A 15,000-nucleotide genomic window follows, 5' to 3' on the forward strand; every position below is an offset into this window, starting at 1 on the left:
CCTCAAAAGAAGGGATCCGTTTCAATTGCGAGCGTATCTTCTCATTGTTTACCGAAATATAAGGATACATAATTGTGAGCATTCTATCTATTCTTATATTTCAAAAAAAACGTCTTGACGCAGTATTTCCTCTGCGTCAAGACGGTGTTTCACCCGGAAATCCACCATAACATTATTGTTTCACAATTTCAACGATAACATCATTATTGAAATACATTATAATATTATCATTTTCTTTGAGAGATTGCACGGATAAAGTCGTGTCACCTTGATGAATATATACATTGGATGCAAATGTGTAGCGGTATGGATCGTTCAGATTAGAGCGTTTGACCTGCAGCTCATTGCTACTGCTATCCGCACGTGAGAATGCCCGGCTTAGCTGGGTCAATACGCGGATAATGATTGCTCCATCAGCATCCTTGCGCACTTCCACACGGTCTGCAGTTGTAATATTTCCAAGCGCTGTTGTCGTTACTCCGTCCCGGATGATCTTTACCCCTCCGGCGGTCGAATACGTCTGGGTTGCTCCAGTATAATCCTTCACCGTTAGAGTGCTTGCTGTAGTATCCAAAGCAGCCACTTGCCCAAGGCTAACCTTCACTGCCTGGATGGAGAGCGCCGCACTTCCTTCGAACTTCACATTCACAAAATCTCCGGCTTTCAAATCACTTACAGTAATTTTCTGTCCGGCTTCGTTTGTCATCGGAATAGTTAACGTGTACAGCTCACTCGTACCGCCCGACCATTTCACACCCAGCTTATTCGTAGTGCTGTTTACTGAGGTTACTTCAAGCTGGGCCGATGATTGAACCCGAAGTACCGAGATGACATCCTGGCTTCCGGAGAGCACCGCTGTGACTTGACTGTTTAGTGAGACATCAGTAATGGCAGCAGATGTCTTGCCAAAGTAATCAACAGATAATGGATAAGGCAGTGTCAGCAGCTGACCATTGCTTAGCTTAAGCACTATCGTTTTGGTTGAGGTACTCACTGAAGCCAGCGTTCCGCTATATTTGGTTGTACTTTCTACAGACAGCGCACGCTCATTTATCGATATTACATCAACTTTACGGTTTTCAGTCAATCTTGTCGCCATGTTGATCAGCGAAGTAGTCGGCGCACCATCATAGGCAAGCTTCGTATTGGCATCAATCTGAACCACATGTGCCTTGTTATTATTGTCCATAAAGGTAAGCAGCTGTGATTTCGTATTATAGGCAATAACCGTTGATCCGCTATATTGCTCAATCTGCCGGCTGGTCACTTCAATTTTAGTAACCTGATCGCTGCTGTTCAGTGTAAGCTGAACATTGTCCCCCCCGGTAGCGTCGGCGATAAGATCCCCGGCAACCGGAGTTGTCACATTAGGAATTATAATGGTTGGGGAGGTTGCGAGCAGCCTAACTTCACGTGTACCATCTGCTTTTTTATACACTATAGTTGAGCCTGTCATTTCAACAATCGAACCCTGCACTGTTCGTTCCGTTCCGGATGTCACTTCAACAGCAGCAATAACATTATTTTTAATCGTATATTTCACGGCTGCATTAGCCTTCAGATCGGCTGGCTGCAGTACAGCGTTTTGCGAACTGAACAGTGTCGCCCCCTCTTCCCAGTTGAAGGTCTCCACTGTTCCGGCTGCATTTTTGAAGGTTATGCTTTTGGCCGCCAGGTTAATGCTTTGAAGTGTTCCCGTGGCTGTCTTGTTTACAATCCCCGAGGTTACCTGGAGCTTAACCACTTTGTGTAAGCCGCTGTATGTTTCACGCACAAGCTTAATCTTACTGCCTGCTGTAATAGACGAAGCCGTGATGGCAGCGTCGTTGACATCCACAAAGACTGTATTGGCATCATAGCTATACTGGTCATATCCCGTTGCCGAATCCACCCAGATAATTCCTTGCGTAATTTTGGCGAAGGTACCTTCAACAGCCTCTATCTGCGGAGTAGCATCCGTCAACTCTACATAGGCCGCATTATAAGTGGCTCCGATGACAGTAACCTTCGTATAGGGCTGAATTTCATTCAGACTGATTCTTGTATCGGAAGAGCTGTTGAAGTAAGCTGTGTTCGGACTCAGATTATAGACAGAGGAAGCGCCGTTGCTGTAAACCGTCATTTTCCCGTCTTTTAATGCGCTGATGGTGCCCGATACCGTATTGTCGTACTGCAGGGTATTATGCGCTTCTGCCCGGCTGAAAAAAGTCGCCAGCTGAGCACGGGTTACCGCACCTTGCGGATCAAACCGGTTGCCGTCCAAACCGTTAGCCAATCCCAGATCTACCGCAGTATTGATATAGCCGCGTTTATTCGCCGAGACCTTAGCATCATCGGCAAAACCGGTTGGCTCATTAGCCACTGATGCTGCCTGCGAGCTTTTGCCCAAAGCTCTAATCAGCAATTCAGCAATCCACTCACGGGAAGCTTTGCGCTCACCCCAGGAGGTTTTGAGATTATCCGCTGCCATCTCTACGGTCTTATCCAGCAGTCCTGACTGGAAAGCTAGCACAACATACGGCTTATAATAATTCGAAACCTGGAAATTGGTTGGAAGCACTACATCCGTTGTACTGCTTATATTGCCTTGCAGCTTCATGAAGCGGAGAGCCATCAGTACAGCTTCCTGCTGAGTGACCGAATCCCCTGGACGGAACAAGCCGTTATTGCCGACTACGATTCCCTGCGAAGCTAGCTTGTAGATATGTTTCTCGGCCCAGAAGCCTGTTTTCACATCGCTGAAAATACCCGCAGATACCACAGCAGCTTGAGTCGTTGCAGCTGCAGAAGTAGTAGCCGGAGTAACTGCAGTATCCGCAAAAGCAGCCCCTGCTCCGCCGAATGCCATAGCACCGGCCAGGACAGCTGATGCCGCTTTGGTTGAATAGGCCTTAATCGAATGTTTTGATCTTTTTTGACCGGACAATAGGTTATTCCCCTCTCAATGATCCATGTAAATGTTCAATTCATTATTCGCGGATTCATGCTCCGAATCCTGCACAGCATTTAGAGGCCGCTGTTCTCTCTGGTCAGCGGATGCTCCAGATCTACATGCCCCATCAGACTTTCCACCTGCTCACCATCGACCAGAAGCTCGACCGATTTCACTTCTTCAAACTGGAAGAGGGTCTTGGCCAGCGCACTTATCGCCAGTGACTCACCGCCTGCGCCAAGCTGGGCTTCATCCGGTTTGTGAATGTCCATCACAATCTGCCCGTCTTTGAAATCCAGCGATTTAAGCTCAATGCCGCTCCAGAGTGGCACTTGCTCCGTATTGCTACTGCTCTGAAGCGTTTTGAACGCCTCGCTGTATTTCTCGGTTTCACTCGTAAAGCTGATCGTTCCTGCCGCTGCAATCAAATCCATCTGCTGCGGATCCGTATAATAAACTTCAATATCCTGAGACTGCTTGGCCGGTTCAGTTGGCTTAGCGGTCGCTGTAGGAGCAGGGGTTGCCTCTGCAGGCGGAGCAATAGAAGGTGTAACCACCTCGCCTCCGCTGTTCTCCGAATTTCCTCCAGCCGCGCTTACAACCGAATTATTACCTTGATCTGCATTTGCATCCGGAGAGGCTGCCGGCTTCTCTCCGCATCCGGCAATTACCATCAGAAGAACTGCTGAGACCGCTGTATACGTTAATTTCTTGTTCATCAACATTACCCCCTCTAGATGAATACGGGCAGACAGAACTGCAAAGCCTGTTCAGCCTGCTATGCTGGCCGTACCACGCTTTGCGGCTCTTATCTGCCGCTTGGCTGTTATTTTAAACCGAGATATTCTTTGATCCCGCTTACCATCCCAGCTGCGACTCTATTCTGCAGCGCTTCTGAGAACAGCAGTGATTCATCGCCTTTATTACTTAAATAACCCACTTCAAGAAGAACGGCAGGCATAGTCGTTTCACGGATAACATGGAAATTCCCGTACCGTACGCCGCGGTCGCTGAGTCCGGTTGCCTGCACAAGATACTTATGCATCACACTTGCAAGAGCCTTGCTAGAAGCTCGCTGGTAGTAAGTTTCTGACCCTGTAGCAGCCGATGAAGCACTGCTATTCGCATGAACGGAAATAAAGAGATCCGCATGCAGATTGTTAGCCATTGCGGCACGATCCTTCAGTTCAAGGAAGGTATCATCACTGCGGGTCAGCACCACGTCAATGTTACTTTCTTTTTTCAGCAGTTCAGCTGCTTTTAGAACAACGGCTAAATTAAAGTTCTTTTCATATTTCTTCGTAACACCTATTGCTCCTGAGTCCTTGGCTCCGTGTCCGGCATCCAGCACAATCAGCTTCCGCCCGCTGTTGCCGGGCTGGGTTGCTGTATCACCTGTACTAACGGCATTCAGATCAATGACAACCAGCTTGGAGGTATCTCCAGAAATATCAACGCTATAGTTCTTCGGAGTTTTTAAATCGATGACAAAACGGACGGTATACGGATTAGTGCTATACAGGGAGTAGCGCACTCCGGATACATCGGGATAATCCGTTACACTAAGACTGCCGTTAAGGTTAGGATCCAGCACCTGTCCGGTTCCGAACAAATCGGAGAAAGTAGCGTTTGGCAGATCGACCACAATCCGGTCCGGACCGCTCATCTTCGATACCTTCGGAACGGCATTGCCTTCCATCGCGATGGTCAGCCGGTTCTCACTAAAGCTGATGCCATTTACCATGGTCAGGTTATTCGTCGTTTCAGCCGGAGGTACGACAACGCTTGTTCCACCGTCACTAGCTCCACTGTCTGAACCAGTGTTATTACCGCCGGTTTCGGGGGTAATAAGGTTTACAACCTTTTGTGTGTTGTCCCAGCTGACAGTCAGCCCGAACTGCTCGCTGACGAAGCGGATTGGTACCAGGGTAGTGCCGCTCCTGTTAAGAGGAGCATTGGTAAGTATGACCGTTTTGTCATCTACAGAAGCTGTCGTCTGATCCACGATCAGCTTTACGGTCTTGCCCTGCTGTTCAATCGTAACTGTCTTGCTTGTCTGATTCCAGCCGACCTTGTAGCCAAGGTTCTCAGCAATCATTCTTAGCGGTACCATAATGGAGCTGTTCACATTCTCAACAGGAACCTCTTGACCTGCTGTCAGTTCCTTTCCATCGAGAAAAATCTGGTTGTTTCCGGCAGCAGCCTGTCCATGCTCCGGTAAAATCAATACAAAGAGCATTAGCAACAGCATAAAAGCAAATTTCTTCATTCTTCACCTCTAAGAATCTAGTATTCCGCCAGAAAACCGGCGTTCATGATGACCTGGCCATAGACAACCTTCGACATTGTTTAGACGCCGCTACAGTTTAAAAGTTGCGAATTAATTCCAAACGGCGTCTATGTTTCCTCATAATCTATCAGCATTCTGCCGCATTTACAGCCCAAGATATTCATATATTCCGGCAACAATTTCCCTCGCCAGATTATTTTGCAGCTGTTCGCTGAGCATGGCGGATTCGTTCGCTGCAGAGCTCATATATCCTACTTCCAGCAGTACTGCTGGCATGCTGGTCTCTCTTGTAACATGCAGGCTTTTAGTTCTGACTCCGTTATCCTTAAAGCTGGTACCCGCTACCAGATGCTTATGCATAATTTGGGCCAGCGGCAGACTCTCCGTCCGCGAGTAATAGGTTTCACTGCCGTTAACTTTCTCCCGGTTAGGATAAGCTTCCGGAAGAGAATTGCCGTGTACTGAAATGAACAGATTCGCATTGGCTGCCTCGGCGATATTTACACGATCCTGCAAGCCTAGCGTTATATCACTCGTTCGGGTGAACACAACGTCAACCCGGCTATCCTGTATTAGCAGCGCTCCCACTTTATTGACGATTGCTAAATTAATGTCCTTCTCCAGCTTGCCTGTGAGACTGACAGCCCCGGATTGCTTGCCGCCGTGACCGGCATCGAGTACTACAACTGGTTTCCCTGAAGAAGCTGCACCTCCACCATCACTTCCGCTGTTGCTTATTGCATTTAAATCAATGGTGACAAGTCCTGTGCTGTTATCGGTACTCAGCTGATAAGGCTGGCTCCCGACCGTTTGAATGACAAATCTGACGGTTGAGGGGCTTGTACTAAACAGCGCATACCGCACTTCAGATACAAGCGGGTATCCGGCAACGTCCAGCTTGCCTTGCGGAGTACCGTTCGCAGCAACACTTGGCAAACTGCCAACGAAATTCGGTGCAAAGGCAGCTCCGGGAAAATCGATCACAATCCGCTCCGGATTGCTAATCTTCGTAACCGTTGGCTTAGCGCCTCCTGCTACCGCAACGATGAGACGATTCTCACTGAATACGGCACCCATAACCTGCGGTGTAGTCACCGCTGTACCGGCACTGCCCGGAATCGGCGTGGCGGTTGGCCCCAGAGTTCCTGTTCCCAGATCATCGTCAGCCCCTGGCGTTATTACTGGAGCTAATGTCGCACTAGGAACAGGACTTGGTGTTGCCACCGCAGGCTGCGGAGTCGGAGTGAGTGACGGCAACGGATCCACGGAGGTTCCAGAACCGCCGGTCTGGCCGCCGCTGAGATAAACCGTTTTGTCATTATTGTCCCAGCCGACCTTGAGGCCGAATTGCTCACTGACAAAGCGGATCGGCACCAGCACTGTTCCGCCGTTCTGTTTGGGAGCCGCATTCAGTGCCAGCGTAACTCCATCAGCTTCAGCTGTTTTGCTGCCAACCGCAAGCTGAACCGTTTTGCCATCCTGCTGAACGGTTACCTTTTTCGATTTCTGCTCCCATTGCACCTGAAATCCCAAGTTCTCCACAACTACGCGGATAGGAATCATAACGCTTCCATTTACGTTTTCAAGCTTGATTCCCTGTGGTAATGCCAGCTCCTGGTTGTCCATAATAATTCTGCCTGCGCCGTTTCCGGCTGCGGCGGCTTCACGGCCGGCGAATGATAGCAATAGCAGTGGCAGCAGCAATAGAAATAACACCCGTTGTCCGGCTCTTCTCATCCCTTACTCTCCTTTTGGCAAATAATAGATACAAATAATACACAGATAAGGTTTAGACGACAGAACACTCCAAAAGTTGCCTCTATAGGCAATGAATATATCGATTATAGCAAAAAAACTTCTATTTCCGACACCCGGAAATAGAAGTTTTGTGTAAAATTTGTAAAGTTTGCGGATATCTGTGTCTTAATTAAGAGAACAGCTTCGCCGCATGACGCTCTTCATAAGCTGCGATTTCATCCGCATGCTGTAATGTAAGGCCGATATCATCAAGCCCCTGCAGCAGGAACTGACGGCGGTGCTCATCCAGCTCAAAGCTAATGGAGAGTCCATACTCATCACTGAGCTTATTGTTCTCCAGATCCACTGTCAAGCTGTAACCTTCATGCTCAGCTGTACGGTTGAACAGTTCATCCACCTGTGACTCCGACAGTTTGATCGGCAGGATGCCGTTCTTAAAGCAGTTGTTATAAAAAATATCGGCATAGGATGGTGCAATCACCACTCTGAAGCCATAGTCCATAATTGCCCATGGCGCATGCTCCCGGGAGGATCCGCAGCCAAAGTTAGCCCGCGAGATCAGTACGGACGCCCCCTGATAGCGTGGTTTGTTCATTTCAAATGCGGCATTGTCATTGCCGGCCTCGTCAAAACGCCATTCGTAGAACAGGAACTGTCCGAATCCGGTCCGTTCAATCCGTTTCAAAAACTGTTTTGGAATAATAGCGTCTGTATCCACATTTACCCGGTCGACCGGGGCAACGATTCCCGTTAATTTTTTGAAAGCTTCCATATTGTTATTTCCTCCCGCTCTCTCTCAAAGTTTCTATGCGTTGACGGCTTCCGTCTTGTAATTCCAGTCACGTACGTCAGTGAACCGTCCTTTGATTGCCGCCGCAGCCGCCATCGCCGGAGAAACAAGGTGCGTCCGTCCGCCGCGTCCCTGGCGACCTTCAAAGTTGCGGTTCGAAGTCGAAGCACAGCGCTGTCCAGGCTGGAGAACATCAGGGTTCATTGCCAGACACATACTGCAGCCTGCTTCACGCCATTCAAAGCCCGCTTCGGTGAATACTTTGTCGAGGCCTTCTTTCTCTGCCTGCATCTTCACACGTCCGGAGCCGGGAACAACAATTGCCGTAACTTTATCAGACACCTTGTGGCCTCTAGCTACCTGAGCGGCAGCCCGCAGGTCTTCGATCCGTCCGTTGGTGCAGGAGCCGATAAAGACATAATCGATGCCGATTTCAGAGATCGGCGTACCTGGTGTCAAATCCATATATTCAAGCGCTTTTTCAGCAGCTTTACGTTCATTTTCGGTAGTGAAATCTGCAGGGTTAGGCACACTCGAAGTGATGTCCGTTCCCATGCCAGGACTAGTACCCCAGGTTACCTGCGGAATCAGTGTTTCCACGTCGAATTCAACAACAGTATCGTACTGGGCACCTTCATCGCTAACCAGGCTTCTCCAGGAAGCAACAGCAGCATCGTAGGCCTCACCTTGCGGAACATACTCACGGCCGCGCAGATATTCAAAAGTTGTCTCATCCGGTGCAATCAGGCCGGCTCTCGCTCCGCCTTCAATCGACATGTTGCAGACGGTCATCCGTTCTTCCATCGACAGCTCACGGATCGCTTCGCCGGTATATTCGATAACATAACCGGTAGCAAAATCAGTGCCGTATTTAGCAATAACACCGAGAATCATATCCTTGGCAGTTACTCCCTTATTGCGTTTGCCGGTAAAGCGGACTTCCATTGTTTTGGCTTTGGACTGCTGCAGACACTGGGTAGCCAGTACATGCTCAACTTCACTTGTTCCAATGCCGAAGGCCAGTGCACCGAATGCCCCGTGTGTGGAGGTGTGGCTGTCGCCGCAGACAATCGTTTTGCCGGGATGGGTCAAGCCGATTTCCGGTCCCATAACGTGTACGACACCCTGGTCGATATCGTTTAGGTCAAACAGTCTGACTCCGAAATCACGGCAGTTCTGCGACAAGGTGTCAATCTGTTGCTTGGAGATCGGGTCCGTAATATTGAAACGGTCCTTAGTAGGAACATTGTGGTCCATGGTAGCGAAAGTCAGCTCAGGACGGCGGACCTTGCGGCCGCTTAAGCGGAGTCCTTCAAAAGCCTGCGGAGATGTAACCTCATGCACCAAATGCAGGTCAATATAAATGATGCTAGGTTTGCCTTCCTCTTGATGAATTACGTGATTATCCCAAATTTTCTCAAACATTGTCTTGTTGCCCATGGTTTCACCTCATATAGTAGAATCGTTCATTTGGAAGAGAGCGTGGAGTCTCTCTTGAATGATCTAAATATAACATTGTGTTGTTTATAATTCCAAGATATGATTTCTATAAAAGCAATAGGTTTAACCTATAAGACAACTCTTAATATGAAAGAGCAGACGTCACATAGCAGACTATATTAAAACAGGTTTCTATAGGCTATACTTATAAGTAATCTATATACTCGAGGAGTACACTATGGAACTTAGACAATTACAGTATGCGCTGCAAATTGCAGCGGAGCGGAATTTCTCACGTGCTGCGGACAAGCTGCATGTAGCCCAGCCGTCACTCAGCCAGCAGCTGTCCAAGCTGGAGAAGGAGCTTGGCGTTATGCTGTTTCAGCGCAATACGAGCTCCGTAGAGCTGACCCACGCCGGAGAGAAATTTGTTGAGCAGGCTCAAGCAATAATCGATGCTGTAGAACTGCTGCGCCAGGAAATGTCTGATATTTCACAGCTACGCACCGGACGTGTAGTGGTCGGAAGCATGCCGATTACCGGAGCACATCTGCTGCCCCATGTATTGCCTGTGTTCAAACGGGAATATTCGGAGCTTGAGATTTCACTGCTTGAGGACTCTTCTATGAATCTGGAAAAGCTGACCGCCAGCGGTCAGACGGATTTAAGCTTGCTCTCCCTCCCTCTGGAGATTCCCACGCTGGCCTATGAAGTGCTTGGAGAGGAACGGATCGACCTGGCGGTGCCTCCAGAACACCCTCTGGCATCACGCAGTGCGCAAGGGATCCGTACAGCTCTGGAGGAACTGAAGAACGAGCCGTTTATCGTGCTGAAAGAAGGGCAAGGCTTCCGCAAAATGACGGTAGAGCTATGCCGTGAAGCCGGGTTCGAACCGCGAATCGTCTTCGAGAGCAATAATATGGAGACAGTGCAGTCGCTCGTCGCCACAGGTATGGGAGTTACACTCGTGCCCCATTTCATCGCCCGTGCACCACGCAGTGAATTCGTGCCTGTCTACTTGCCGCTGGCCGAGCCTGTACCCAGCCGTACACTGGTTATCGCCTACCGCCGTGGCCGCTATTTGTCCAAGGCCGCTGAGGTTTTTATTCAAACCTTCAAAACAACAGTAGCCAGCCTGACGGACGTGTAACGAGCCCAAAAATATTCCAGTATACACCCTTTGCAAACGGCACACTGCCATGGTATTCTAAATGTCAAATAGTGAAACGTGCAGACGGGACCAGTAAGAAATGTCTCTATCCGTGAGCAGAGAGTAAATTCCGGAAGGCTGAGAGAATTTACCACGGTTGTTATTTCTGAATCCTACCCCCGAGCGGCCTGCCTTCTGCAGGACGGAAACTCCCGTTATGAGAATGAAGTCGGATGATCCCTCATCAATGAAGGTGGTACCGCGGAAGTTAATCATGCTTTCGTCCTTTGCTAAGTCTTAGGATGGGGGCTTTTTGTCGTTTTCAGGTTTATGTTCTTTATTCTGAAAGGGAAGTGAAAACAATTGACGACACGTATTGTAGTCAAAATAGGCAGCAGTTCGCTCACCGGCCCTGAAGGCGGATTAAACCGCGAAGCAGTGGCCTTCTTCGCCGCCGAGATTGCTGCACTAAGGAAGGACGGCTGTGAGGTGCTGCTGGTAACCTCCGGAGCAGTAGCCGCCGGCTTCCGCGGCATCGGCTATCCGTCCCGTCCGAAGCTGCTGCATGAGAAGCAGGCCGCAGCCGCAGTCGGACAGGTTATGCTGATGCAGGCCTATCAGGAGGCTTTCGGACAGCATGGCCTGCCGACCGCCCAGATTCTGTTGACCCGCACCGACTTCTGCAGCCGGCGGGCGATGAACAACGCTATGATGACGGTGGAGGAGCTGCTCCGGCAAGGCGCTGTTCCCGTTTTCAATGAGAACGACACCGTATCGGTCGATGAGCTGAAGTTCGGGGACAATGATACATTGTCTGCGCTGGTCGCGAACCTGCTGAAAGCCTCCCGCCTCCTGGTGCTGACGGACATGGACGGATTATACAGCGGCGACCCCCGTAAGAATCCCGATGCCGTCCGCTACAGTCACGTGAAGGAAATCACTCCTGAAATCTATGCCTTCGCAGGCGGAGCAGGCTCCAGTGTAGGGACAGGCGGGATGCGTTCCAAGATTGACGCTGCCAAAATTGCTACCAGAGGCGGAGTACCTGTGTTTATCGGCAGAGCCACTGAACCTGGAGATCTGCGGCTGGCTGCGGCAGGAACAGGTAAGGGTACGTATTTTGATACCACGCTCTCCTCATTGCCGGTCAAAAAGCAGTGGCTCGGGTTCATGTCGACTCCGCTCGGCTCTTTATATGTGGATGAAGGAGCCGTCGAAGCGCTGCTCCACGGCGGACATAGTCTTCTTCCAGTCGGTGTTAGACGGATTGAAGGCAGCTTTCACTCCGGGGATGTGGTTGAAGTGCTTGGCCCCGATGCTACCTTGCTGGGCCGGGGTATCGTAAACTATGATGACACCCAGCTGCGCAGCATTCAGGGTCTGCCCAGCCGCGAGATCGTCCCGAAGCTCGGTGAAGTCCACCGGCTAGAGGTTATTCACCGCGATGAATGGATTACGCTACGATAAACAACTTACAGGAGGGAAAGATATGAGTGAAGTCGTTAATATGAGTGAAGTCGTTACTAAAGCCTCATTGGCGAAAGAGACCACGGGGATACTTGCAAGCCTAACCACAGGCCAGAAAAATGAAGCACTGCTTGTCATGGCTGCAGCATTACGGCGCGAAGCCTCCGCTATTATTGCCGCCAATCTGGAAGACCTGGAGCGCGGGCGTCTCGCAGGCACTCCGGAATCTATGCTGGACCGTCTGGCACTGGATGTCAGCCGGATAGACGCAATTTCGGAGGGACTGCAGCAAATCGCTGTCTTGCCTGACCCTATCGGCGACACCCTAGAAACGATTGAACGTCCGAACGGTCTATCGATCGAGAAAATCCGAGTCCCGCTTGGTGTTATCGGCATCATCTATGAAGCCCGTCCTAATGTAACAGTCGATGCAGCCGGGCTGTGTCTCAAGACCGGGAATGCCGTGGTCCTGCGCGGCGGATCTTCTGCCCTCTCGTCTAACCGTAAAATTGTCGAAGTACTGCATAACGCTTTGGCTGAAACGTCAATCCCTTCCGCAGCCTTGCAGCTGATTGAAGATCCGAGCCGTTCCTCTGTGGATGAGATGCTCAAGCTGAACGGCCTCCTCGATGTCATTATCCCGCGTGGGGGCAGCTCTCTGATCCAGAATGTTGTCCTCAATGCTACCGTACCGGTGATTGAAACAGGAGCAGGCATATGCCATAGTTATCTGGATGCGGGCAGTGACCCTGAAATGGCTGAACGGATCAGCCTTAACGCCAAAGCCCAGCGCCCTTCTGTCTGTAATTCAATGGAAACGCTGCTTATTCACCGCGACTATGCTGCTGAACATATGCTTTCGCTTGCCGAAGCCTTTCGCAGGGTAAATGTTGAATTACGCGGCTGTCCGGAAACTATAGCCCTAGTTCCCTGGGCAGTACCGGTAACCGCGGAAGATTATGCAACTGAGTATAATGACTATATTCTAAATATCCGGATTGTTAGCGGGCTAGATGAAGCCTTACGCCATATTGCCGAGTTCAGCACCAAACATTCCGAATGCATCGTAACTGAAAATGCTGAACATGCTGCACGTTTCCTGCAGGAAGTAGACGCTGCTGCCGTTTATCATAATGCCTCTACACGTTTCACGGACGGCTTTGAATTCGGCTTCGGCGCCGAAATCGGGATCAGCACCCAGAAGCTGCATGCCCGCGGTCCGATGGGTCTGCCCGCACTCACCTCCTGCAAATATATAATCCGCGGCAACGGTCAAATTCGGGGATAACAGGCATACTTCCGCAGTTAATTTGCCGATGTCAATCCGCGGCAGTATGCTGAACAATACATTTAGGGGGAACTTATTGCATGTGTCAGCAACCGACTATTCCACTTATTAATGATAAAATCGTCTTCTATGGCGCCGGGTCGATGGCCGAAGCGATTGTGCGGGGTATGATTGCCCGCAGCGTAATTTCTTCTGAGAACATCACCATGCTTAACCGCAGCAGCAGCGAACGGCTGGCTGAGCTGCGAAGCCGTTACGGCGTAAAGGGCAGCAATGATCCCGGACATAAAGCGGAAATCCTGGCAAATGCTAATGTGATTGTCCTGGCGATGAAACCAAAGGATGCTGCTGAGGCACTTCGCGGCCTCGCTCCGCTGCTCTCACCTGGTCAGCTCATTGTCTCTGTTATCGCAGGCCTGACGATCCGTACAATTCAAGCCCTGCTCGGCACAACACAGCCAGTGGTACGCACGATGCCCAACACCTCGAGTACCATTGGACTTGGAGCGACCGGTATTGCCTTCTCCAAGGAGGTGGACGACTCTGGCCGCCGTCTGGCACTCAATATTTTTGAATCCGTCGGCATCACTTCCGTGATTGAAGAGGAACGGATGGAAATCCTGACCGGGATCTCCGGCAGCGGACCAGCATATATCTATTACATGATGGAAGCAATGACCGCCGCAGGCATCCGGGGCGGACTGACACCGGAGCAGAGCGCAGAGCTAACCGTGCAGAGCGTGCTGGGAGCAGCCCGTATGGTACAGCAGACAGGTGAAGAACCGGCTGCCCTGCGGAAAAAGGTTACCTCTCCAAACGGTGCAACGCAAGCCGCGATTGAAACCCTCGAAAAAGGTGATTTTTTCGAGACAGTCATTGCAGCAGTGAACAGCTGCGCTGAGCGCTCCCGTGAAATGGGCGCTGCTGTTGAGAAAGAACTGCTATAATCCTGCCCTTAACGATGTATAACCCGCACGTGCTCCTCAAAAGGATGCGCCTGCGGGTTTTTCATGGTGTTTCCTATTCAATCCGAATCACATAAACATACATCTGGTTATTAATCCTCCACCGAAAAAATAACCCTATTGCACTTGGATCAACCCAAGGCAATAGGGTTACTGCACATCAGCTATTCTTATCTTCCGCGGAAATTCTGTGAGTAGTTCTTCACGTCCTGGGCATTCTTTACCCGGTTGCGTGCCCATTCGAGCAAAATCCGGTCGATGTAACGGAAGTGTACCTTTCCTGCAAATACGGATTCTTTGAGCGCAAGCAGAATGAGCTCCTCCGGATAACGGTCCTGATCTACCCAGCCGGATATCGTCTCACATTCCATCGGTGACAGCGGACGGCCAAATTCCTTCTCGAAAATACTGAACAGGTTGCGGCTCTCCTCGGCTTCTCCGGGCGCTGCAGCAGCGGGATTGCCGGCATAACGTCCAGCTGTCCTGCTTGTCTGCGCATGACCGGCAGTCTTGCCTTGAGCAGCTTCCTGTGCAGCCTCCGCAAGATAAGCTCCAAGCTTGCTGTACAATCCTGTGAAATTGTACTGCTCATAATGAATATCCCTCAGCTCGTCATTATCTCCGTCGATGCTGATAAAACCTTCCTTCATCAGCTTCTGCAGCTCCCCGGCGATTACAGATATGCTCCGTCCGGTCACAGTTTGCAGTTCCTCCAGCGACGGGAATTCGATGCCTTCCACCTGCCGGAAAGACAGCAGGTGGATAAGCAGCATCGCTTCACTGCCGCTAAGATTCAGCTTCCGGTAATATTTTAAGAGTGCATAAGGAATGACGGCCATCCCGTTCTGAAGACCGAAAGCTGCGCCTTCACCCCAGGTATTCCATCCTTTGCCGTCCATACTCCAGCCCCCTTTGCGTTA

Annotated in this window: 11 protein-coding genes; 4 read left to right on the forward strand and 7 right to left on the reverse strand. The window is 50.4% G+C overall.

Translation table 11 applies throughout. The features are described 5' to 3' along the window. Positions 1–172 precede the first annotated feature (172 nt). The 6 genes from JRJ22_RS17845 to leuC all read right to left on the reverse strand — a co-directional run bounded on the left by JRJ22_RS17845 (position 173) and on the right by leuC (position 9,210). The gene (locus tag JRJ22_RS17845) at positions 173–2,926 is read right to left on the reverse strand and encodes an S-layer homology domain-containing protein (protein ID WP_206100793.1); all 2,754 of its coding nucleotides are present in this window, start codon (positions 2,924–2,926) and stop codon (positions 173–175) included. Between the two features lie 80 nt (positions 2,927–3,006). After that, complete coding sequence (locus JRJ22_RS17850; RefSeq protein WP_206100794.1) at positions 3,007–3,651, reverse strand: GerMN domain-containing protein; 645 nt, start codon at positions 3,649–3,651, stop codon at positions 3,007–3,009. Positions 3,652–3,758: 107 nt separating this feature from the next. Next, the gene (locus tag JRJ22_RS17855) at positions 3,759–5,201 is read right to left on the reverse strand and encodes an N-acetylmuramoyl-L-alanine amidase (RefSeq protein WP_206100795.1); all 1,443 of its coding nucleotides are present in this window, start codon (positions 5,199–5,201) and stop codon (positions 3,759–3,761) included. Between the two features lie 165 nt (positions 5,202–5,366). Further along, positions 5,367–6,959, reverse strand: a complete 1,593-nt coding sequence (locus JRJ22_RS17860) for an N-acetylmuramoyl-L-alanine amidase family protein (RefSeq protein ID WP_206100796.1) — start codon at positions 6,957–6,959, stop codon at positions 5,367–5,369. 190 nt (positions 6,960–7,149) lie between these two features. Further along, positions 7,150–7,752 carry a 3-isopropylmalate dehydratase small subunit gene (leuD, locus tag JRJ22_RS17865; protein ID WP_206100797.1) on the reverse strand — a complete coding sequence of 201 codons (603 nt, stop codon included), beginning with the start codon at positions 7,750–7,752 and terminating at the stop codon, positions 7,150–7,152. Between the two features lie 33 nt (positions 7,753–7,785). Beyond that, positions 7,786–9,210 (reverse strand): 3-isopropylmalate dehydratase large subunit, encoded by a 1,425-nt coding sequence (gene leuC, locus JRJ22_RS17870; RefSeq protein ID WP_206100798.1) that lies wholly within the window; start codon positions 9,208–9,210, stop codon positions 7,786–7,788. A 238-nt stretch (positions 9,211–9,448) separates the two neighbouring features. On the opposite strand from leuC, the gene JRJ22_RS17875 reads away from it, so the two are divergent. The 4 genes from JRJ22_RS17875 to proC all read left to right on the forward strand — a co-directional run bounded on the left by JRJ22_RS17875 (position 9,449) and on the right by proC (position 14,062). Further along, complete coding sequence (locus JRJ22_RS17875) at positions 9,449–10,360, forward strand: LysR family transcriptional regulator (protein WP_206100799.1); 912 nt, start codon at positions 9,449–9,451, stop codon at positions 10,358–10,360. A gap of 363 nt (positions 10,361–10,723) precedes the next feature. Next, complete coding sequence (gene proB / locus JRJ22_RS17880) at positions 10,724–11,827, forward strand: glutamate 5-kinase (protein WP_206100800.1); 1,104 nt, start codon at positions 10,724–10,726, stop codon at positions 11,825–11,827. A gap of 40 nt (positions 11,828–11,867) precedes the next feature. Continuing rightward, entirely contained in the window at positions 11,868–13,115 is a 1,248-nt protein-coding gene (locus JRJ22_RS17885) for a glutamate-5-semialdehyde dehydrogenase (protein ID WP_206105193.1), read from the forward strand. A gap of 80 nt (positions 13,116–13,195) precedes the next feature. Continuing rightward, positions 13,196–14,062, forward strand: coding sequence for a pyrroline-5-carboxylate reductase (gene proC, locus JRJ22_RS17890; RefSeq protein WP_206100801.1), 867 nt, complete (start codon positions 13,196–13,198; stop codon positions 14,060–14,062). A gap of 188 nt (positions 14,063–14,250) precedes the next feature. On the opposite strand, the gene JRJ22_RS17895 is transcribed toward proC, so the two are convergent. Next, a complete protein-coding gene (locus JRJ22_RS17895) occupies positions 14,251–14,979 on the reverse strand; it encodes a DnaD domain protein (protein WP_206100802.1) in 729 nt (242 codons plus the stop codon). Positions 14,980–15,000: the final 21 nt, after the last annotated feature.

It is taken from the genome of Paenibacillus tianjinensis (genome assembly GCF_017086365.1).
Classification (GTDB): Bacteria; Bacillota; Bacilli; order Paenibacillales; family Paenibacillaceae; genus Paenibacillus_AQ; species Paenibacillus_AQ tianjinensis.